This is a genomic window from Streptomyces sp. NPDC056452 (assembly GCF_042796085.1).
Taxonomy (GTDB): Bacteria; Actinomycetota; Actinomycetes; order Streptomycetales; family Streptomycetaceae; genus Streptomyces.
Genome location: NZ_JBHTRI010000040.1, coordinates 54,210 through 73,865 on the forward strand (window position 1 = coordinate 54,210; position 19,656 = coordinate 73,865).

Sequence of the window (19,656 nt, forward strand, 5' to 3'; positions counted from 1 at the left end):
AGGACGCGGCGCGGCCCCGACCCGGCCCCGGCCCGGAGCCGCCCACTCTACCGGGCCGGGTATCGGTCAGGTCAGTGCTCTGCCCGGGCAGTGACCAGTTCCGTCAGTACGCCGTGGCAGTCCTTGGGGTGCAGGAAGGTGATCCTGGACCCCATCGACCCGGTCCTGGGCTCGTCGTACAGCACCCGGACGCCCTTCTCGCGGATGTCCGCGGCGTCCTCGTCCACGTTCGCGGTCCCGAACGCGATGTGGTGGACACCCTCCCCATTCTTTGCCAGCCACTTGCCCACGGCCGAGTCCTCACGGGTCGGTTCCAGCAGCTGGAGGTACGAAGCCCCGCCGTCCGAGGTGTCGTTGATCTTGAGCATGGCCTCCCGGACACCCTGCTCCTCGTTGACCTCGGAGTGGTGCACCTCGAACCCGTAGGTCGCGCGGTAGAACTCCACCGTCTTGTCGAGGTCGAAACAGGCGATTCCGATGTGGTCGATTCGCGTCAGCATGGAACCAGTGCAGCGCTCCGGGGATGGTTACGCAACGTGCGCGCGATCACACCCGCTGCCGGATGACGGGCGCGGTACTGCTCAGTACATTCAGGTAAACCCTCGTTCACAATCAATCCAAGGGGCTGCGCCTCATGTCAGGAACGACCGGTACCACCTCAGTGATCGTCGCGGGCGCCCGTACGCCCATGGGCCGTCTCCTCGGCTCGCTGAAGACCTTCTCCGGAGCCGACCTCGGAGGCGTCGCCATCAAGGCCGCCCTCGACCGGGCCGGCATCGGCGGCGACCAGGTCGAGTATGTGATCATGGGCCAGGTGCTCCAGGCCGGGGCAGGGCAGATCCCGGCGCGCCAGGCAGCGGTCAAGGCCGGAATCCCGATGAACGTTCCCGCGCTCACCATCAACAAGGTGTGCCTGTCCGGGCTCGACGCGATCGCTCTCGCCGACCAGCTGATCCGCGCCGGTGAGTTCGACGTCGTGGTGGCCGGCGGCCAGGAGTCGATGACCAACGCCCCGCACCTGCTGCCGAAGTCCCGCGAGGGCTACAAGTACGGCGCGATCGAGATGCTCGACTCCATGGCGTACGACGGTCTGACCGACGCCTACGAGAACATCCCGATGGGTGAGTCCACCGAGAAGCACAACACCCGCCTCGGACTGGACCGTGCGGCCCAGGACGAGATCGGTGCCCTGTCCCACCAGCGCGCCGCGGCTGCCCAGAAGAACGGGATCTTCGAGGCCGAGATCACCCCGGTCGAGATCCCCCAGCGCAAGGGCGACCCGGTCCTCTTCTCCAAGGACGAGGGCATCCGCCCCGAGACGACCGCCGAGTCGCTCGGCAAGCTGCGCCCCGCGTTCGCCAAGGACGGCACGATCACCGCGGGTACCTCCTCGCAGATCTCCGACGGCGCCGCCGCGGTCGTCGTCATGAGCAAGGCCAAGGCCGAGGAGCTGGGCCTGGACTGGATCGCCGAGATCGGCGCCCACGGCAATGTGGCGGGCCCGGACAACTCGCTCCAGTCGCAGCCGTCCAACGCGATCCGGCACGCCGTGAAGAAGGAGGGCATCGGCGTCGAGGACCTCGACCTCATCGAGATCAACGAGGCCTTCGCGGCCGTCGCGGTCCAGTCGATGAAGGACCTCGGCGTCACCCCCGACAAGGTCAACGTGAACGGCGGCGCCATCGCCCTCGGCCACCCGATCGGCATGTCCGGCGCCCGTGTGGTGCTGCACCTGGCGCTGGAGCTGAAGCGGCGCGGCGGTGGCACCGGTGCGGCCGCACTGTGCGGCGGCGGCGGTCAGGGCGATGCGTTGATCATCCGCGTTCCGGGCAAGTAGTCAGCCGTACGTATGAGCGAGCGAGGAGACCGAGCGTGATGGTGGACGTCCCCACCCTGGTCGAGCAGGCACGCCGGGGCAGGCCGCGTGCGGTGGCCCGGCTCATCTCCCTGGTGGAGGGGGCCTCGCCCCAGCTGCGCGAGGTGATGGCGGCCCTGGCACCGCTCGCGGGTCATGCGTACGTCGTCGGGCTCACGGGTTCGCCGGGTGTCGGCAAGTCCACCTCGACCTCGGCGCTGGTCTCCGCCTACCGGAAGGCCGGGAAGCGGGTCGCGGTCCTGGCCGTCGACCCGTCGTCCCCGTTCTCCGGGGGCGCGCTCCTCGGTGACCGGGTCCGGATGTCGGAGCACGCCTCCGACCCGGGCGTCTACATCCGCTCGATGGCCACCCGCGGCCATCTGGGCGGCCTCGCCTGGTCCGCTCCGCAGGCGATCCGGGTGCTGGACGCGGCGGGCTGCGACGTGATCCTCGTGGAGACGGTGGGCGTCGGCCAGTCGGAGGTGGAGATCGCCTCCCAGGCCGACACCTCCGTCGTCCTGCTCGCCCCGGGCATGGGCGACGGCATCCAGGCGGCGAAGGCCGGAATCCTGGAGATCGGCGACGTGTACGTCGTCAACAAGGCCGACCGGGACGGCGCGGACGCCACCGCCCGCGAGCTCAACCACATGCTGGGGCTCGGGGAGTCCAGGGGGCCGGGCGACTGGCGGCCGCCGATCGTGAAGACGGTCGCCGCCCGGGGCGAGGGCATCGACGAGGTCGTCGAGGCGCTCGAGAAGCACCGGGCCTGGATGGAGGAGCACGGCGTCCTGGCCGAACGGCGCACGGCACGCGCCGCCCGCGAGGTCGAGACGATCGCCGTCACCGCCCTGCGCGAGCGGATCGCCGATCTCCACGGAGACCGGCGGCTGGACGCGCTGGCGGCACGGATCGTGGCCGGCAGCCTCGACCCGTACGCGGCGGCGGACGAGCTGGTGGCGGGGCTCACCGGGCTCCCGGCCGACGACTGACGGCCGGCGGATTCCGGGCGGCGTGCGGGCTGCCCGGGAACCGCCGATCGGCGCCGCACGGCGCCGGGAGACCGTCAGTTGTCGTCCCCGTCGTCCTTGCTCCCGCTGACGTCGGCCGTCTTCGCGTCCACGTCCAGTTCGTGGCTCCTGCCGTCCTTGCCGGCGATGTCGACGTCCCAGACCAGCGTGCCGTCGTCGCCGTCCAGGTCCACGGACGTCACCGTGCCCGGCTCCGCCCCGCGGGCGGCTTCCACCGCGGCGATCACCGAGACACGGTCCGAACCGGGCACCGGGCGCCGGTTGTCGGCGTCGCCCCGGTCGGACAGCACCTTCGCGTTGTCGGCGTCGACCTTCACGTCGTGCCAGACCTTGTCGGAGCCGTACACATCGAGCTCCCAGACCAGCCCCTTGCTGTCGTCGTCGTCCAGCTCCGCCTCGATCACCCTGCCCGGGACGGCCTTCAGCGCGGCGGCCACGGCGTCGTCGATGCTGACCGAGTCGCCCGTCACCGCGACCGGTGCCGAGTCCTTCCGGCTGCTGTTGCTGCTGTTGTTGCCACCGCTGCTCTCGTTGTCCGTGAACGCGGCGGCGGCCGCGGCCCCGCCGCCGATGAGCACGGCTGCGGCGACGGCGATGACGGCGATGTTGCGCTGCATGAGGTTCCTCCCCGATGGATGTGCGGTGCGACGGGACCCACACTGGCCCAGCGATGCTGAACGCAGCCTGAAGCCACCTGAAGCCGTCTTCAGGTTCGGTTTGGGAGGCTGTCCCCATGCGCCTGTTGATCGTGGAGGACGAGAAGCGTCTGGCGGTGTCCCTGGCCAGGGGACTCACCGCAGAGGGCTTCGCCGTGGATGTCGTGCACGACGGCCTCGAAGGGCTGTACCGGGCCCGTGAGGGCGTCCACGACCTCGTGGTCCTGGACATCATGCTGCCCGGCATGAACGGCTACCGGGTCTGTGCCGAACTGCGTGCCGCCGGCCACGAGGTGCCGATCCTGATGCTGACCGCGAAGGACGGGGAGTACGACGAGGCGGAGGGCCTCGACACCGGGGCCGACGACTATCTGACCAAGCCGTTCTCGTACGTCGTGCTCGTCGCCCGGGTCCGGGCGCTGCTGCGCCGCCGGGGCGGCACCGCCTCGCCGGTGCTCACCGTCGGCACGCTGCGGGTGGAGACCGCCGCGCGCCGGGTCCACCGGGGGGAGGACGAAGTCACCCTCACGACCAAGGAGTTCGCCGTCCTGGAGCAGCTCGCGCTGCGGGCCGGCGAGGTGGTCAGCAAGGCCGACATCCTGGAGCACGTCTGGGACTTCGCGTACGACGGCGACCCGAACATCGTCGAGGTCTACATCAGCACCCTGCGGCGCAAGCTCGGCGCGGCGTCCATCCGTACGGTGCGCGGGGCGGGTTACCGCCTGGAGGCGCTGTGAGGTCCGTACGGGCCAGAGCCGCCCTGGGCGCCACCCTGGTCGTCGCCGTGGCCCTGGTGGCCGCCGGGCTCGTGGTGCTACAGGTGCTGCGCGGCAACCTGACGGACCGGGCCGGCCTGGAGGCGGAGGTCGTGGCGCGCGAGGTGGCCGGGCAGGTCGCCCTGGACGTGCCGTACGAGGATCTGGACCTGAGTGACGAGGACGTCCACCCGGTCCAGGTGACCGACGAGGAAGGGCGCGTCCTGGTCGTCTCGGAGGGGCTGGAGGCCATTTCGGGGACCACCACGTCAGAGGTCACCCCGGCTCCCTCGGCGTCGGCCGGGAGCTCCGGGGACGACTCGGGTCGCGGTGACGACGGCGAGGACGAGGACGACGGCAGCCGCGGCAGCGACCCGGACCGCGGCGAAGTCTCCTCCGACGACCCCGACTTCAGCAACGGCAGCGCCACCGTCGAGGGTGACACGGCCGACTACCGCTTCGCCGCCGTCGAGGCCGTCACACGGGCGGGCCTCCCGGTGATCGTCCACGCGGGCGCCCCGCTCGCCGCCGAACAGGAGGCCGTGGACTCCGTACGCACCACGATGCTGACCGGACTGCCCGTCCTGCTGCTCGTCGTCGCCGGGGTCACCTGGCTGGTCACCAGGCGCGCGCTGCGACCGGTCGAGGGCATCCGGCGGGAACTGGCCGCGATCACCGCGTCCCAGGACCTCGGCCGACGGGTGCCGGAGCCGGGCTCGCGCGACGAGATCGCCCGGCTGGCCCGCACCACCAACGAGACCCTGACCGTCCTCGAGGCCTCGGTGGGCCGGCAGCGGCGCTTCGTCGCGGACGCCTCGCACGAGCTGCGCAGCCCCATCGCCTCGCTGCGCACCCAGCTGGAGGTCGGCGCCGCGCATCCGGAGCTCCTGGATGTGCCGGGCGCGGTGGCCGACACCGTACGGCTGCAGGTGCTGGCCGCGGATCTGCTGCTGCTGGCCCGGCTGGACGCGGGGGAGCGGCCGGGGCGGGCGGTGGTCGATCTGGGGGCGCTGGTCCGCGAGGAGGTCCCGCAGCGCACGGGGGACCGGATCGCGGTGGCGGTGTCCGTCTCGGGGTCCGGGCCGCTGGAGGTCCGTGGTTCGCGCGGGCAGCTGACGCGGGTGGTCGGCAACCTGCTCGACAACGCCGAGCGCCACGCGGAGCGTTCGGTGGCGGTGTCCGTGTCGGCGGACCGGGGCGATGTGCTCGTCGCGGTCACGGACGACGGCCCTGGCGTCCCCGAGAAGGAGCACGACCGGATCTTCGAGCGCTTCGTCCGTCTCGACGACGCACGCAGCCGGGACGACGGAGGGGCGGGTCTGGGCCTTGCCATCGCCCGCGATGTGGCGACCCGCCACCGCGGCACGCTCACGGTGGGTACGGCGCCGCAGGGCGGGGCGCTGTTCACACTGCGGCTGCCGCGGTCGTAGCCGGTCCTGCGGGCGCCAGGATCCGGGCGGGAGGCCCTACGGCTTGCCGCGCCGTCCGCGCAGGTGGTCAGCGATCGGTGTCAGTGCGGCGTGCAGGTCCGCGAGCGCCTCCGGCGACAGCAGGTCCATGAAGTGCCTGCGTACCGATTCGACGTGGTGCGGCGCGACCTTGCGCATCGTCTCCGCGCCGAGCTCGGTGAGCACCGCGTACAGCCCGCGCCGGTCCGACTCGCAGTGCTCACGCCGCACGAGACCCGCGGTCTCCATGCGGGTGATCTGGTGCGAGAGCCTGCTCTTGGACTGCAGAGTGGCCGCGGCGAGGTCGCTCATCCGCATGCGCTGGTCGTCCGACTCCGAGAGGTTGACCAGGATCTCGTAGTCGTTCATGGTCAGCCCGAACGGCTGGAGGTCTTTCTCCAGCTGGTGGGTCAGCAGTCTGCTGACGTCCAGGTGGGTGCGCCAGGCACACTGCTCCGCATCGGTCAGCCAACGGGTGGCCGTCTCGGTCTCCATGTATGGATTCTACCTAAGAAGTTGAAAGACGGACGAAATTGGGGGGTGTGACACCGCGCACGCGATGCCCCGCGTCACACTCCGCAGAGTACCGTTCACAATCCGAAGCGACGCTGGAGGTCCCCCAGCTGACCGGGTATGCGGGGCATGGACCCGGGTTGACCCGCACCGCCGCTGCCCGGAACCCCCGGCTCGTGCGGGGTCGCGCCCGTCGCCCGGTCGGGCATCAGTACCTCGGTCGACTGCAGCAGGACCGTGCCCGCCCCGACGAACTCGAACTGGTGCTCCTCGCCCGACGTACCGCCGACCCCGGTCAGCGACCTGAGCCCGCCCATCACGCCCGTCATGTAGCCGTGGTCGTAGTGGTGGCACGGCGAGGGGCAGTCCGCCCAGCCCACCAGGGCCTGCGGGTCGACCCGCACCGGCGGCTCCATGAAGACGACCGGGCCGTTGGAGGCGGCCACGAACTTCCCCGTGCCGATCAGGGTCAGGAAGCCCGGCACGATCGACTGCTTCAGCGCCAGCGTCGGCTGGTACGCCAGCAGGTTCCCGGACCGGATCGTCAGATTGCCGTTCTCCAGGTCGAAGGAGTTCACGTCGAAGGCCCGGTCCGCCAGCAGCATCTTCCCGCTGCCCTCGGCCACCACCCAGTCGCTCGCGTGCAGCGGCGAGTGGAAGCTCGTGCGGATCAGCCGGTCGAAACGGCCGTGCCCTATTCCGTTGAAGTCGATCCGCCCGTAGTAGGCGATCATCTTGCCCTTCTGCAGGAACCACTGGCTCCCCTTGAGCTCCACGCAGAAGGTGTAGGCGTTGACGTTGTCGTCCGACGGCAGCGTCGTCGGATCGTGGATCACGGGCGTGCTCACAGCTTCTCCTCCGACGCCTGGACGTACACCGCGCCATTACCGCTGAGCTCCAGCTGGAACGCCTCGCCGGAGCCGCGCCCCACCATGTCGCGCCAGCCCAGTGCGGTGGAGAGCTTGTTCGTCACGTCGCCGTGGTGGGCGACATACGCCTGCGGGTCCACATGTACCGGGCGCCCCGGGGTGATCGGCAGTTCGATCACTCCGCCGTGCGCCATCACGGCGACCGCCCCGTGCCCCTTGAGCGTCGTGGTGAACAGGCCCTGACCGGTCACCTGGCCGCGGACCATGCCCATCACGCCGCCCTGCGAGCCCATGAACATCGTGCCCTGCTGGAGCGTCCCGTCGAAGGCGAGCAACCGGTCGGCCTCCACGTAGAGGGTGTCGCCGGACAGCCCGATCACCTGGACGTGGTGGCCGCCGTGGCCGAACATCACCGTGCCGCTGCCCTCGACCGTCATCAGCGGGGTCGCCTCGTTGGCGACCCGCCGGCCGATCATCGACGCCAGGCCGCCCTGTCCGCCCTGGATGTTCGGGGTGAACGACACATCACCGCGGTAGGCGAGCATCGCGCCCCGCTGGCTGTACATCTTCTGGCCGGGCACCACCGTGGCCTCGACCATCTTCGAGTTGATCTCACGGAACGGCATCAGACATCGCCTCCGACGGTGTTCCGCTCGCTCGGCTGCACATAGACGAGGCCGTCGCCCTCGAAGCGGATCTGGAACGACTCCCCGGAGCCCTCCCCGATGAACGTCCGGAAACCGACCCCGGACTGGAAGTGCTGCTGAAGATTTCCCTGGTGCGCTATGTAGGCGCCCGGGTCGACGTTCAGCGGGTACTGGGGCGTCACCCGCAGCACCACGGCCGAGCCGTCCGACATGATCGCCGCCTGCCCGGTGCCCTCGACGGTGGTGGTGAACAGCCCGTTGCCGCTCGCCCCGCCGCGCAGGCCGGTGAAGGTGGTGCCGGTGCGCAGCCCGGCGTCGGTGGCCAGCAGATTGCTCGCCTCGACGTACAGCTTGTCGCCGTGCAGCGAGACCAGATTGATCTCGCTCGCCCGGTCGGCGAAGTAGCAGGTCCCCTGCCCCTTCACCTCCATCATCGTCATCTGTTCGCCGGTCAGCCGGCGGGTCACCATGCCTCGGACCCCCTCACCGCCGCCGGACATCTTCTTGAAGGCCATCCGGCCGTCGTACGCGACCATCGAGCCGTTCTTCGCTCTGACCGCATCGCCCGTCAGATCGACGGCGAGCGTCTTGCTGCCCTGGAGCCGGAACATTGCCACGAAGCGACGGTAGCCCGACCGCACCCGACAGAACAGGGCCCCTGGGGACGATGTGTCCCGGAGTGGACCCTCAGGGACAACCCGGCCGGGGGCGATGCCACAATGGCTCTGCTTGTGCCTGCGTTCACAAGCCGTAACGCCCCCTCCCACCGAAGGTGCCCACGTGGACATCAAGACCGCTACCGCCCTGCACCGGCTGCGCCTCATCTCGATTCCCGAGGCGCTCTCCTTCCCGGCCCTGATCCTCTTCGGCTCGGTCCTCAGCCGGGTCTCGGACATCGACTTCCTGATGAAGCCGCTCGGCATCCTCCACGGTGTGCTCTTCGTGATCTACGCCGTGCTGCTGCTCGACGTATGGGTCAAGGCCAAGTGGCCGCTCAAGCGCGTCGCGCTCTTCTTCCTCTTCGCGCTCCTGCCGTTCGGCGGGCTGTACGGCGACAAGCTCCTCAAGCAGTACGAGGCCGACGGCGTCATCGCCGCCCGCGCCCGCGCCGAAGGCACGGTCAGCGCATGATCGTCGCCTTCTCCGTGAGCCCGCTGGGTGTGGGCGAGGACGTCGGCGAGTACGTCGCCGACGCCGTGCGCGTCGTTCGCGAGTCCGGACTGCCCAACCGCACGGACGCGATGTTCACCTCCGTCGAAGGTGAGTGGGACGAGGTGATGGACGTCGTCAAGCGCGCCGTCGCCGCCGTCGAGGCCCGCGCCGGACGGGTGTCCCTGGTGCTGAAGGCCGACATCAGGCCGGGGGTCACCGACGGACTGACCTCCAAGGTCGAGACGGTCGAGCGGCACCTCGCGGGCTGACGCCCGGCCGTCGCACCGCGCCCACCGAGCCCCCGGCACCACGCCGGGGGCTCGTCCCGTCCGGGGGCGAGTACCCCTCGCTCGGACGGGTCAGGGCCGGCTGGGCGCGCTCACGGGTCCTGCGCCGTCAGGGCGATGCCGAGCGGCGTGCGTTCGTACAGCACCTGGTGCCCGTACCGCCGCGAGGTGAGCAGTCCCGCCGTGCGCAGCACCGACAGATGCGCGGACACGGAGGAGGGCGCGAGCGAGAGCCGGTGGGCCAGGGCGCTGGTCCCGGCGGGTTCGTCCAGCGCGCACAGCACATCGGCCCGTGCCCTTCCCAGCAGCCGGGCGAGCGCTTCGGGGGTCCGCTCGGCGGACTCCGTCCACAGTCCGCCGATGCCGCGTGCCGGGTAGATCACCGCGGGCAGCCACGGCGGCTCGTAGCCGCCGACGACATCGGGCCACACGAAGACGCTGGGCATGAGGACGAGCCCCTGACCGCCCAGGACCCTGGTGTGGTCCCCCCGGGTGCCGACCACGGTGAGGGTCGACCCTGACCAGCGCAGCTGCGGGCTGATCTCGCCGAGCAGCCGCTCGAAGCCGACCTCGGCGAGGCGGCGCGAGTGGTAGGCGATGTCCGCCTCGAGCAGGGCCCGCAGCCGCGGCCAGTGCGGCTCGACCAGGACCTGCCAGGCGCGCTCCAGCAGATCCGCGAGCTCCTGGACCGCCCGTGCGGGGTCGGCCAGCAGCCGCCGCCCGGCGGGCGAGTCCAGGCTGCCGGGCTTGTCGGCGAGCGCCCGCGCCATGTCGTCCCTGGCGACGAGCGGATCGACCGCCCGCACCGCGGCGATCTCCTCCTCGAAGGTGGTGAACGGACCGACGGGCGGCGGGCACACGAAGTCCGGGTTGTGGCCGCCCTCGGGCATCAGCCGCCAGAGCGGTTCGAGATCCAGGGCCGCGGCGTCCTCGCGGATCCGGCGCAGCCAGGGGAGGTGGTAGCCGTGCCGCCCGGGGCGCGACAGCGTGCGGACGGCCTCCTGGGTCTCCCAGAGCGGCGAGAGCGCGAAGCGGCAGCGGAGCAGGTCGCTCTCGTCGAAGTACAGGTGGAACGGCATGCGGCCCCGTCAAGTTTCGGCGTCAGCCGAAAGTCTACGGGCGGGCGGATCCGGCCGGGCAAGCTGCGCCCATGCCGAGCGACGACCGCGACCAGGCGGGTACACCCCGCACCATCCCCGCCCCCGATGTGCCGCTCCCGGCTGTGCCCCCGGAGCGCGCCGCCCACCCCGGCCCGGGCCCGGCGCCCGCGCTCCGGGAGCAGTCTCCGCAGCCGGCCGGGAAGCCCGCGGGGGGCTACGGTGCCGTGTTCGCAGTACGGGAGTTCCGTGCCGTGTTCGCCGCGCACCTGCTGTCCCTCCTCGGCGTCGTCGTCAGCGAGCTCGCCCTCACCGTCCTCGTCTACGACCTGACCGGTTCGCCGCTGCTCTCCGCGCTCACCTTCGCGCTCGGCTTCCTCCCGTACCTCGTCGGCGGCACGCTCTTCGCCGGGGTCGCCGACCGCTACCCGGCCCGCCGGGTCCTCGTCACCTGCGACCTGATCTGTGCCGGCTGCGTCGCGGTGATGGTGCTGCCGGGCACCCCTGTCGGCGGGCTCCTCGCGCTGCGCTGCCTCGTGGCCGCCGTGGCGCCCGTCTTCACCGGGACGCGGATGGCGGCCCTCACCGACATCCTCGGCGAGGGCGACCTCTACGTCCTGGGGCGTTCGCTGCTGCGCCTCGTCTCGCAGAGCGCCCTGCTCATCGGCTTCGGCGCGGGCGGGGTGCTGCTCGCGGCGCTGTCACCGCGCGGGGCGATCACGATCACCGCGGGCACGTTCCTCTGCTCGGCGCTGCTGCTGCGCCTCGGTACCCGCGCCAGGCCCGCCCGCGCCGGCGGCGAGGGGGGCGGTGCGCTCATGAGGGACTCGCTCGCCGGGGCCCGTGTCGTCCTCGCCGACCGCAGGATCCGGGCGCTGATGCTCCTGTTCTGGGTGCCCGCGCTCTTCGTGGTCGCTCCGGAGGCGCTCGCCGCACCGTACGCGGACGCGATCGGCGTGGGACCGGCCGCGCTCGGGCTGCTGATGTGCGCCATGGCCGTCGGCCACATCGGCGCCGAGCTGTACACGGGGACCGTCCTCGGCCCCCGGGCCCGCTCGCGGATCGTCCTGCCGGTGGCGGCGCTCGGGCTGCTGCCCCTGGTGGCGTACGCGTTCCGGCCAGGCATGGCCCTGACCGTGGCGGCCCTGGTCCTGGCGGGGGCGGGGGCTGCGTACGTGATCGGGCTCGACCAGTGGTTCGTCGACGCGGTTCCCGAGCATCTGCGGGGCCGGGCGATGACCCTGCTCACCGCCGGTCTGATGACGGTCCAGGGCATCGGCATGGCCCTGGCCGGTCTGGCCGCCGAGTTCTTCCCGGTGCACCAGGTGGTCGCGTCCTCCGGGGTGATCGGCACCGTGTGCACCCTCTTCCTGGTCGCCGAGGTCCGTAGAACAGGCGTCCGGTACCGAAGTGCGAGACAGGGCTGACCGGCATGTGACCAGTGGGTAAGGTCGTGCCGTGCCGAAGCCGCTCAGCCTTCCCTTCGATCCCATCGCCCGCGCCGAGGAACTCTGGCACCGGCGCTGGGGGCCGGTGCCCTCCATGGGAGCGATCACCTCGATCATGCGGGCCCAGCAGATCCTGCTCGCCGAGGTGGACGCGGTGGTCAAGCCGTACGGGCTGACCTTCGCCCGCTACGAGGCACTGGTCCTGCTCACCTTCTCCAAGGCCGGTGAGCTGCCGATGTCCAAGATCGGCGAGCGGCTCATGGTGCACCCCACCTCCGTGACCAACACCGTCGACCGCCTGGTGCGGTCCGGACTGGTCGACAAGCGGCCCAACCCCAACGACGGCCGCGGAACCCTCGCCTCCATCACCGACAAGGGCCGTGAGGTCGTCGAGGCGGCCACGCGGGACCTGATGGCGATGGACTTCGGGCTCGGGGTGTACGACGCCGAGGAGTGCGCCGAGATCTTCGCTATGCTGCGCCCCCTCCGGGTGGCCGCCCAGGACTTCGAGGACCGGTGACCGCAGGGGCAGGGCGCTGCAAGATCGCCCAGGTCGTCCGGCTAGTCTCGATGCCATGAAACGCAGTGTGCTGACCCGCTACCGGGTGATGGCCTATGTCACCGCCGTCATGTTGCTGGTGCTGTGCACCTGCATGGTCTTCAAGTACGGATTCGACACCGGCGAGGGCCTCACCCTCGTGGTCTCGCAGGTCCACGGTGTCCTCTACATCATCTACCTGGTCTTCGCCTTCGACCTCGGCTCCAAGGCGAAGTGGCCGCTCGGCAAGCTGCTCTGGGTGCTTGTCTCCGGCACCATCCCGACGGCCGCGTTCTTCGTCGAGCGCAAGGTCGCCCAGGAGGTCGAGCCGCTGATCGCGGACGGCTCCGCGCAGGCCGTCAAGGCCTGACCGGACCGCCCGGACCGTACCCCTCCACGCCCCGCCGAACCGCCCCGTGCAAAGCACCGGGCGGTTTGCCATCGACATTTACTAGGACGTCCTAGTAAATTTGAACCATGGACGCTGACGCGATCGAGGAAGGCCGCCTCCGCTGGCAGGCCCGTTACGACAAGGCCCGCAAGCGCGACGCGGACTTCACCACGCTCTCCGGGGATCCGGTGGAGCCCGCGTACGGGCCCCGCCCCGGTGACACGTACGAGGGGTTCGAGCGGATCGGCTGGCCCGGCGAGTACCCCTTCACCCGGGGGCTCCACGCCACGGGGTACCGCGGCCGCACCTGGACCATCCGCCAGTTCGCCGGCTTCGGCAACGCCGAGCAGACCAACGAGCGCTACAAGATGATCCTGGACGCCGGCGGCGGCGGCCTCAGTGTCGCCTTCGACATGCCGACCCTGATGGGCCGCGACTCCGACGACCCCCGCGCGCTCGGCGAGGTCGGCCACTGCGGTGTGGCCATCGACTCCGCCGCCGACATGGAGGTCCTCTTCAAGGACATCCCGCTCGGCGACGTCACCACCTCGATGACGATCAGCGGTCCCGCCGTCCCGGTCTTCTGCATGTACCTGGTCGCCGCCGAGCGCCAGGGCGTCGACCCGGGAGTCCTCAACGGGACGCTCCAGACCGACATCTTCAAGGAGTACATCGCGCAGAAGGAGTGGCTCTTCCAGCCCGAGCCCCATCTGCGCCTCATCGGCGACCTGATGGAGCACTGCGCCCGCGACATCCCCGCCTACAAGCCCCTCTCCGTCTCCGGCTACCACATCCGCGAAGCCGGTGCGACGGCCGCGCAGGAGCTCGCCTACACGCTGGCCGACGGCTTCGGCTACGTGGAGCTCGGCCTCTCCCGCGGGCTCGACGTGGACACCTTCGCCCCGGGCCTTTCCTTCTTCTTCGACGCGCACCTCGACTTCTTCGAGGAGATCGCCAAGTTCCGTGCCGCCCGCCGCATCTGGGCCCGCTGGATGAAGGAGACGTACGGAGCGCAGACCGACAAGGCGCAGTGGCTCCGCTTCCACACCCAGACCGCCGGTGTCTCGCTCACCGCCCAGCAGCCGTACAACAACGTCGTACGCACCGCGGTCGAGGCGCTCTCCGCCGTCCTCGGCGGGACCAACTCGCTGCACACCAACGCCCTGGACGAGACCCTCGCGCTGCCCTCCGCGCAGGCCGCCGAGATCGCCCTGCGTACCCAGCAGGTGCTGATGGAGGAGACCGGCGTCGCCAACGTGGCGGACCCGCTGGGCGGTTCCTGGTACGTCGAGCAGCTCACCGACCGCATCGAGGCCGAGGCCGAGAAGATCTTCGACCAGATCAAGGAGCGCGGCACCCGGGTGCACCCGGACGGCAAGCACCCGATCGGACCGATGACTTCCGGCATCCTGCGCGGTATCGAGGACGGCTGGTTCACCGGCGAGATCGCCGAATCGGCCTTCCAGTACCAGCAGTCGCTGGAGAAGGGCGAGAAGCGGGTCGTCGGCGTCAACGTCGCGCTCGGTTCGGTCACCGGCGACCTGGAGATCCTCCGGGTCAGCCACGAGGTCGAGCGCGAGCAGGTGCGCGACCTCGCCGGACGCAAGGAGAGCCGGGACGCAGCCCGGGTCGGCGCCGCGCTGGACGCGATGCTGGCCGCCGCCCGCGACGGCTCGAACATGATCGAGCCGATGCTGGAGGCGGTACGGGCCGAGGCGACCCTGGGCGAGATCTGCGGGGTCCTGCGCGACGAGTGGGGCACCTACACGGAGCCGCCCGGCTTCTGACGGGCAGTCCTGCGCGCCTGCTAGGCGGAGGCCGCTCCCAGGCCCGAGAGCAGCAGCAGCGTGAAGCGCCGGGCCCAGTCGGCATCGACGGGCTCGGCGCTCACCAGCGCCCGGTGCACGACCGCACCGGCGATCACATCGAAGATCAGGTCCGCGGTGCGGGCCGCCGTCGCCGCATCCGGCTCGGCGGGCAGCTCGCCGCGCTCCTGCGCGCGCGCCCGGCCCTCGAGGACCAGGCGTTTCTGCCGGTCCACGATGGACTTCCTGATCCGGTCCCGCAGCGCCTCGTCGCGTGTCGACTCCGCGACCACCGCCATCAGCGCCGTCTTGGTCTCCGGCCGTTCCAGCAGCGCCGCGAACTGAAGCACCACGGCCTCCACGTCGGCCGCCAGGCTGCCCAGGTCGGGCAGCTCCAGTTCGTCGAAGAGAACCGCGACCGCGTCCACGACCAGCTCGTTCTTCCCGGCCCAGCGGCGGTAGAGGGTCGTCTTGGCGACCCCCGCGCGGGTCGCCACATCACCCATCGTCAGCTTCGACCAGCCGAGGTCGACCAGCGACTCACGGGTCGCCTCCAGGATCGCCTCGTCGGCGGCGGCACTGCGCGGACGTCCCGATCGGGTGGGTTTGGGGTGGCTGCGGCTCAGCATGCGGTGACCATACCGGCCGGTAAGTACCACTGGCCGGTCCCGGTGCCCGTGAGACAGATCACCGGGCACTCTTGCCCGGGAGGGGGTCCGGCCAGTTACGCTACGGGTCGTAGCGTAAGGACGATGGTTCATCCGTCCCGCGCCACGACTGATCGACAGCCACAGGTGCCGGGTGGGGATCCGGTGCCGAGAACGGGGTTTTTCAGGGCCCCGGAACCGTTTCCGTCCACGCGCCGCGCACACCGGTGCGGCTGTGGACGGAGGCGGTTCACGGATCGCTTTCCGAATCCGTGCGCACAGGGGGGAGGATGTACGTATGCAGCCTAGGAACATGTCCATGAGCGGCGTCGTCGACCTCGCCGCTGTGAAGGCGGCCGGCGAGGCCAAGGCGAAGGCGGAGCAGGCCCGAGCGGAGTCCGCCAGGCAGGGTGGTGGCGGCGGCGTCGCCCCCGCCTCCCTGGTGATCGACGTCGACGAGGCGGGATTCGAGAACGACGTCCTCCAGCGCTCCGCCGAGGTCCCGGTAGTCATCGACTTCTGGGCCGAGTGGTGCGAGCCGTGCAAGCAGCTCGGCCCGCTCCTCGAGCGCCTCGCCACCGAGTACAACGGCCGCTTCGTGCTGGCCAAGGTCGACGTCGACGCCAATCAGATGCTGATGCAGCAGTTCGGGATCCAGGGCATTCCCGCGGTCTTCGCCGTGGTGGCCGGGCAGGCCCTCCCGCTCTTCCAGGGCGCGGCCCCCGAGAGCCAGATCCGCCAGACGCTGGACCAGCTGATCCAGGTGGGCGAGGAGCGGTTCGGCCTCACCGGGATCGTGGTCGACCCGGACGCGGCGGTGGACGCGGCAGAGGACGCTGTCCCGGCCGATGTGCCCGCGGGGCCGTACGACGCGCTTCTGGAAGCCGCCGCACAGGCGCTGGACGCCAATGACTTCAGCGGTGCCGTCCAGGCGTACAAGAACGTGCTCGCCGACGACCCGGCCAACACCGAGGCCAAACTCGGCCTCGCCCAGGCCGAACTGCTCAGCAGGGTCTCCGACCTGGACCCGCAGCGGGTCCGCAAGGACGCCGCGGACAACCCGGCCGATCCGGCGGCCCAGCTGGCCGCCGCGGACCTGGATCTCGTCGGTGGCCATGTCGAGGACGCGTTCGGACGCCTCGTCGAGACCGTCCGCCGTAATTTCGGTGAGGACAGGGACACGGTGCGGGTGCGTCTTCTGGAGCTCTTCGAGGTGATCGGCCCGGACGATCCCAGGGTCATCGCCGCGCGAACTGCCCTGGCGCGCGTCTTGTTCTGATGTGACAACACGGCCGTGGTGCCCAGGGGGCGCCACGGCCGTTTTCGCGGGCGAACGACAATGAGCGCCTTCGCTTTACCAAATCTTGATAAAAGTACGCGCTGTTACTCGCAGTAAATCGCACCCTGGGATCTGTCCGCTTTAGGACCCCAATCGCACTGTTCGCACGCCCCTTTGGTGCCACCCTGTGTGGCCGGACGGTACCCCCCTGTCGCACCCTGGTTATCGGGTCGTTACTAGCGAGTAACGACCCCCCTTGTGTCGCGGCCGCGAATGCACCACGATCGGCCACGCTCGGTCCAATACCCGCCAGCCCGACGGCCAGTCGGCGTCGGCGGCCAGTTGGGTCCCCACCGAGTGGTCGGCGGCAGTGGCGCCGATCGCGGACAGGGGGGTTCCTGCCATCGGCAGGGCCTGTCCGAACCGGTTGCGCAGACGCGTGACCAGTGGTTGTCGCTCGGGGGTGATCGCCGGTGATTCGGATGCGGTACGCGCCTCCGGTCCGGGCGCTCTCCTTCCCGAGGACGTAGCACTTCTCCCATCCCAGGACGGGCACGATGCCCGTACCGGAGATGTACGTCCGAGAAGGAGGAAATTTATGAGTTCCCAAGTTCGCGGTGGGACCAGATGGAAGCGTTTCGCTCTGGTCATGGTGCCGAGCGTTCTCGCCACCGCCGCGGTGGGCGTCGGGCTGGCGCAGGGTGCGCTCGCAGCGTCGTTCAGCGTGTCGGGCCAGTCGTTCAAGGTGTCGGCCGACTACCTGGACGGGCACGGCTTCTCGCAGTACGGCGGCATAGACGCCGGCTACGCGGAGATGAAGGGTGACAAGAAGACTCTGCACCCGGTCGCGATCTCGTCGTTCAAGACGGCTGAGATCACGAACATGTGCCAGTCCGTCGTCACGCCGAACATCCCGCTGCTGGGTTCGGTCAGCCTTCAGCTGAAGGCCGGTGGCGGCAAGACGCCGGTTTCGGCCGAGAACCTGTACATCGATGTCGCGGACCTGTCTGCCGACGCCGAGTTCACCAACATCGACATCGGTGTTGCGGCGAAGGACGCCACCAAGGGTCCGGCCATCAAGTCCGGCGAGAACGTCAACGAGAACGGTTTCGCCCAGCAGGCGGACCGGGCGCAGCTGCGGAACGTGAAGCAGACGGCGTGGGCGACCACGGCCGGAACCTTCAAGCTCAGCGGCCTGAGCATGAAGCTCTACAACGGCGTCAAGGAGTGCTACTAAGCACTCCGCCCGGACGGGCGGGGCGGCGGCCACGCCGGCCCGCCCGTCCGACTCCCTCTTCTTTTCACAGCACGACCGGTTCCAGGGAGCTGTTTTCCATGAGCGCCGAGACCACAGGCACCCGCGACTTCGCCTACTGGCGGCTGCGGTTCCGTGACTGGCGGCACACCCGGCCTTTCTGGGCGGGCCTCCTGACCGCGCTCGGTGGCGGTCCGATCGCGTACTTCCCGTACGCGAATCTCAAGATCGGCCATCTGACGCTGGCCATGGCGACCACGGCGGGCGCGGGCTCACTGATCATCGGTGTCCTGCTGATCACGCTCGGTCTGACCATGTGGTACCACCACATCGTCCGGGTGTTCGCCGGTGTGGCCTCCATCCTGCTGGCGCTGGTCTCCATTCCGGTGTCCAACCTCGGTGGCTTCCTGATCGGGTTCCTGCTCTCGATGATCGGCGGCTGCCTCGCCCTTTCCTGGGCGCCGGGCACGACCGACGCCGAGCGGACGACGGCCAAGCACGCCGCCGGGTACGCACCGCAGGAGCCGCAGAACGAGTCGCAGTACGGCGCCGATCCGGCGCAGGCGGCCGAGCCGTCGCACGGTGCCGACGCATCCGAATCGTGGAGCGACGGCAGCACGAACGGACACGTTGACGCCAACGGCGGGAGGAACAGTGCGGGGTGACGAGACGCAGCCGGACTCGACCGGGGAGGACGCCCGGGTGAGAAGCGGGCCGCGCCATGCGGCCCCCAGGAAGTCGCTGCTGACGAAGCTGCACATGCCCGCAGGGAAGAAGGCGTTCGCGCTCGCCGCGATGCCCACGGCGGTCTTCGTGGGCATGGGGCTCACCCCCAAGCTCGCCCTGGCCGACGACAGCGGGGACATACCCTTCGCCCCCGGTCCCTGTGTGACGCGCTCCGACGAACCGAGCGAGTCCCAGGAGCCCGAGGCCAAGCCGACCCCGAGCGCCACGTCCACCGGCGAAGCCGCCGACAAGGACGAGGAGCCGGGCAAGGAGGAGAGCGCCGAGCCGAAGCCTTCCGCGAGTGCGAGCACGAGCGCTCCCGCGGCGGACGACACGGCGCAGAACAAGGCTCCGGCACCCGAGCCGACGCCCACCCAGTCGAAGAACCCGCTCGACCCGCTGGGTGTCGGTGACGCGCTCAAGGACCTCCTGGACGGACCGGACAAGGAGACGGCCAGTCCGTCCCCCAGTGCCACCACAGAGGCCCCGGAGCCGGCGGACAGCGCCACGCCGAAGCCGGCGGAGAGCGCCACCACCAAGCCCGTAGAGAAGGCCACGGAGGCGGCGAAGGACACGGTCGACAAGACCGCCGACGCCATCCGCGACGCGGCCGACAAGGCGGGCAAGGACGTCGAGGAGCTCGAGGACGGCGCCAAGGGCCTCGACCCCGTGAAGGACGAGGACATCCCGGACGGCGCCAAGGAGCGCTTCCCGTGCCCGACCGCCGACCCCGAGGCGCTCGCCGCGGCCGACCTGGAGCAGGGCATCCCGCTGCTCCCGAACGACCCGTGGATCCTCGAGTCGTCCAGGCTCACGCTCAACGGGCTGGACTACAAGGGCATCGTCGAGGTGAGGAAGGGTGACGGCAGCACGAAGAAGGTGCTGAAGTTCACCGCGAGCTCCATCGACATCAAGGACCTTCACCAGCTCACGACCGGCCCGGGCGGTACCACCGGCCACGTCGAGGCGCGGAGCGGCTCCACGTCCACGATCCGCAACGGCACGGTGACGATGTACACGGAGGAGCTGAAGGGCAACCTCTTCGGCCTCATCCCGATCACCTTCAGCCCGGAGACCCCGCCGCCGCTGAACGTGCCGTTCGCGTTCTTCACGAACGTGAAGGTGACGCAGGCAGGGCAGTTCGGCGGCACCCTCTCGGTGCCCGGGCTGCACAACTACTTCACCGGTGGCGCGAGCTAGCCGGTGATCCGGACCCGTCCGGGAGCCGCAACAACGACTGCGGGCCGCGCCTCTTCAGGA

The 19,656-nt window shown here is 70.3% G+C and carries 22 protein-coding genes; 14 read left to right on the forward strand and 8 right to left on the reverse strand.

The window, feature by feature from the left end; translation table 11 throughout:
• Positions 1–71: 71 nt before the first annotated feature.
• The gene (gene mce / locus ACFQ6X_RS30750) at positions 72–500 is read right to left on the reverse strand and encodes a methylmalonyl-CoA epimerase (RefSeq protein ID WP_329207270.1); all 429 of its coding nucleotides are present in this window, start codon (positions 498–500) and stop codon (positions 72–74) included.
• A 134-nt stretch (positions 501–634) separates the two neighbouring features.
• On the opposite strand from mce, the gene ACFQ6X_RS30755 reads away from it, so the two are divergent.
• Complete coding sequence (locus ACFQ6X_RS30755; protein ID WP_329207268.1) at positions 635–1,837, forward strand: acetyl-CoA C-acetyltransferase; 1,203 nt, start codon at positions 635–637, stop codon at positions 1,835–1,837.
• Between the two features lie 38 nt (positions 1,838–1,875).
• The gene (gene meaB, locus ACFQ6X_RS30760; RefSeq protein WP_383186269.1) at positions 1,876–2,844 is read left to right on the forward strand and encodes a methylmalonyl Co-A mutase-associated GTPase MeaB; all 969 of its coding nucleotides are present in this window, start codon (positions 1,876–1,878) and stop codon (positions 2,842–2,844) included.
• A 74-nt stretch (positions 2,845–2,918) separates the two neighbouring features.
• On the opposite strand, the gene ACFQ6X_RS30765 is transcribed toward meaB, so the two are convergent.
• Positions 2,919–3,500: a PepSY domain-containing protein gene (locus ACFQ6X_RS30765; protein WP_383186236.1), complete on the reverse strand. Its 582-nt coding sequence runs from the start codon at positions 3,498–3,500 to the stop codon at positions 2,919–2,921.
• Positions 3,501–3,616: 116 nt separating this feature from the next.
• Here ACFQ6X_RS30765 and ACFQ6X_RS30770 point away from each other — a divergent pair, with 116 nt between their 5' ends.
• Positions 3,617–4,276 carry a response regulator transcription factor gene (locus ACFQ6X_RS30770; protein ID WP_383186238.1) on the forward strand — a complete coding sequence of 220 codons (660 nt, stop codon included), beginning with the start codon at positions 3,617–3,619 and terminating at the stop codon, positions 4,274–4,276.
• A complete protein-coding gene (locus ACFQ6X_RS30775; protein WP_383186240.1) occupies positions 4,273–5,724 on the forward strand; it encodes an ATP-binding protein in 1,452 nt (483 codons plus the stop codon). Before ACFQ6X_RS30770 ends, ACFQ6X_RS30775 begins: the two co-directional genes overlap by 4 nt.
• A 36-nt stretch (positions 5,725–5,760) precedes the next feature.
• Here ACFQ6X_RS30775 and ACFQ6X_RS30780 read toward each other — a convergent pair whose 3' ends face one another.
• The 4 genes from ACFQ6X_RS30780 to ACFQ6X_RS30795 all read right to left on the reverse strand — a co-directional run bounded on the left by ACFQ6X_RS30780 (position 5,761) and on the right by ACFQ6X_RS30795 (position 8,382).
• Complete coding sequence (locus ACFQ6X_RS30780) at positions 5,761–6,237, reverse strand: MarR family transcriptional regulator (RefSeq protein WP_329207263.1); 477 nt, start codon at positions 6,235–6,237, stop codon at positions 5,761–5,763.
• Between the two features lie 95 nt (positions 6,238–6,332).
• Positions 6,333–7,103, reverse strand: coding sequence for an AIM24 family protein (locus ACFQ6X_RS30785; RefSeq protein ID WP_383186243.1), 771 nt, complete (start codon positions 7,101–7,103; stop codon positions 6,333–6,335).
• A complete protein-coding gene (locus ACFQ6X_RS30790) occupies positions 7,100–7,750 on the reverse strand; it encodes an AIM24 family protein (RefSeq protein ID WP_329207259.1) in 651 nt (216 codons plus the stop codon). The genes ACFQ6X_RS30785 and ACFQ6X_RS30790 overlap by 4 nt, the downstream gene beginning before the upstream one ends.
• Positions 7,750–8,382 (reverse strand): AIM24 family protein, encoded by a 633-nt coding sequence (locus ACFQ6X_RS30795; protein ID WP_329215046.1) that lies wholly within the window; start codon positions 8,380–8,382, stop codon positions 7,750–7,752. Before ACFQ6X_RS30795 ends, ACFQ6X_RS30790 begins: the two co-directional genes overlap by 1 nt.
• 169 nt (positions 8,383–8,551) lie before the next feature.
• On the opposite strand from ACFQ6X_RS30795, the gene ACFQ6X_RS30800 reads away from it, so the two are divergent.
• Positions 8,552–8,902 carry a DUF3817 domain-containing protein gene (locus ACFQ6X_RS30800; RefSeq protein ID WP_383186245.1) on the forward strand — a complete coding sequence of 117 codons (351 nt, stop codon included), beginning with the start codon at positions 8,552–8,554 and terminating at the stop codon, positions 8,900–8,902.
• Positions 8,899–9,192: an MTH1187 family thiamine-binding protein gene (locus ACFQ6X_RS30805; RefSeq protein WP_031091528.1), complete on the forward strand. Its 294-nt coding sequence runs from the start codon at positions 8,899–8,901 to the stop codon at positions 9,190–9,192. The genes ACFQ6X_RS30800 and ACFQ6X_RS30805 overlap by 4 nt, the downstream gene beginning before the upstream one ends.
• 110 nt (positions 9,193–9,302) lie before the next feature.
• Here ACFQ6X_RS30805 and ACFQ6X_RS30810 read toward each other — a convergent pair whose 3' ends face one another.
• The gene (locus tag ACFQ6X_RS30810; RefSeq protein ID WP_383186248.1) at positions 9,303–10,289 is read right to left on the reverse strand and encodes a DUF5937 family protein; all 987 of its coding nucleotides are present in this window, start codon (positions 10,287–10,289) and stop codon (positions 9,303–9,305) included.
• A gap of 71 nt (positions 10,290–10,360) precedes the next feature.
• Here ACFQ6X_RS30810 and ACFQ6X_RS30815 point away from each other — a divergent pair, with 71 nt between their 5' ends.
• The 4 genes from ACFQ6X_RS30815 (at position 10,361) to ACFQ6X_RS30830 (ending at position 14,471) form a co-directional block, all read left to right on the forward strand.
• Positions 10,361–11,734 (forward strand): MFS transporter, encoded by a 1,374-nt coding sequence (locus ACFQ6X_RS30815; RefSeq protein WP_383186250.1) that lies wholly within the window; start codon positions 10,361–10,363, stop codon positions 11,732–11,734.
• Between the two features lie 31 nt (positions 11,735–11,765).
• Positions 11,766–12,275 (forward strand): MarR family winged helix-turn-helix transcriptional regulator, encoded by a 510-nt coding sequence (locus ACFQ6X_RS30820; protein ID WP_383186253.1) that lies wholly within the window; start codon positions 11,766–11,768, stop codon positions 12,273–12,275.
• Positions 12,276–12,330: 55 nt separating this feature from the next.
• A complete protein-coding gene (locus ACFQ6X_RS30825) occupies positions 12,331–12,663 on the forward strand; it encodes a DUF3817 domain-containing protein (protein ID WP_383186255.1) in 333 nt (110 codons plus the stop codon).
• Between the two features lie 107 nt (positions 12,664–12,770).
• The gene (locus ACFQ6X_RS30830; protein ID WP_383186257.1) at positions 12,771–14,471 is read left to right on the forward strand and encodes a methylmalonyl-CoA mutase; all 1,701 of its coding nucleotides are present in this window, start codon (positions 12,771–12,773) and stop codon (positions 14,469–14,471) included.
• 20 nt (positions 14,472–14,491) lie between these two features.
• Here ACFQ6X_RS30830 and ACFQ6X_RS30835 read toward each other — a convergent pair whose 3' ends face one another.
• On the reverse strand, positions 14,492–15,118 hold the full coding sequence (locus ACFQ6X_RS30835) for a TetR/AcrR family transcriptional regulator (RefSeq protein WP_383186259.1): 627 nt from the start codon (positions 15,116–15,118) through the stop codon (positions 14,492–14,494).
• A gap of 331 nt (positions 15,119–15,449) precedes the next feature.
• On the opposite strand from ACFQ6X_RS30835, the gene ACFQ6X_RS30840 reads away from it, so the two are divergent.
• From ACFQ6X_RS30840 to ACFQ6X_RS30855, 4 genes are all read left to right on the forward strand, one after another.
• On the forward strand, positions 15,450–16,415 hold the full coding sequence (locus ACFQ6X_RS30840) for a tetratricopeptide repeat protein (RefSeq protein ID WP_383186261.1): 966 nt from the start codon (positions 15,450–15,452) through the stop codon (positions 16,413–16,415).
• A gap of 598 nt (positions 16,416–17,013) precedes the next feature.
• Positions 17,014–17,652 carry a DUF6230 family protein gene (locus ACFQ6X_RS30845; RefSeq protein ID WP_329207244.1) on the forward strand — a complete coding sequence of 213 codons (639 nt, stop codon included), beginning with the start codon at positions 17,014–17,016 and terminating at the stop codon, positions 17,650–17,652.
• A 98-nt stretch (positions 17,653–17,750) separates the two neighbouring features.
• Complete coding sequence (locus ACFQ6X_RS30850; RefSeq protein WP_383186263.1) at positions 17,751–18,335, forward strand: DUF6114 domain-containing protein; 585 nt, start codon at positions 17,751–17,753, stop codon at positions 18,333–18,335.
• A complete protein-coding gene (locus ACFQ6X_RS30855; RefSeq protein ID WP_383186265.1) occupies positions 18,325–19,596 on the forward strand; it encodes a hypothetical protein in 1,272 nt (423 codons plus the stop codon). Before ACFQ6X_RS30850 ends, ACFQ6X_RS30855 begins: the two co-directional genes overlap by 11 nt.
• Positions 19,597–19,656 lie beyond the last annotated feature (60 nt).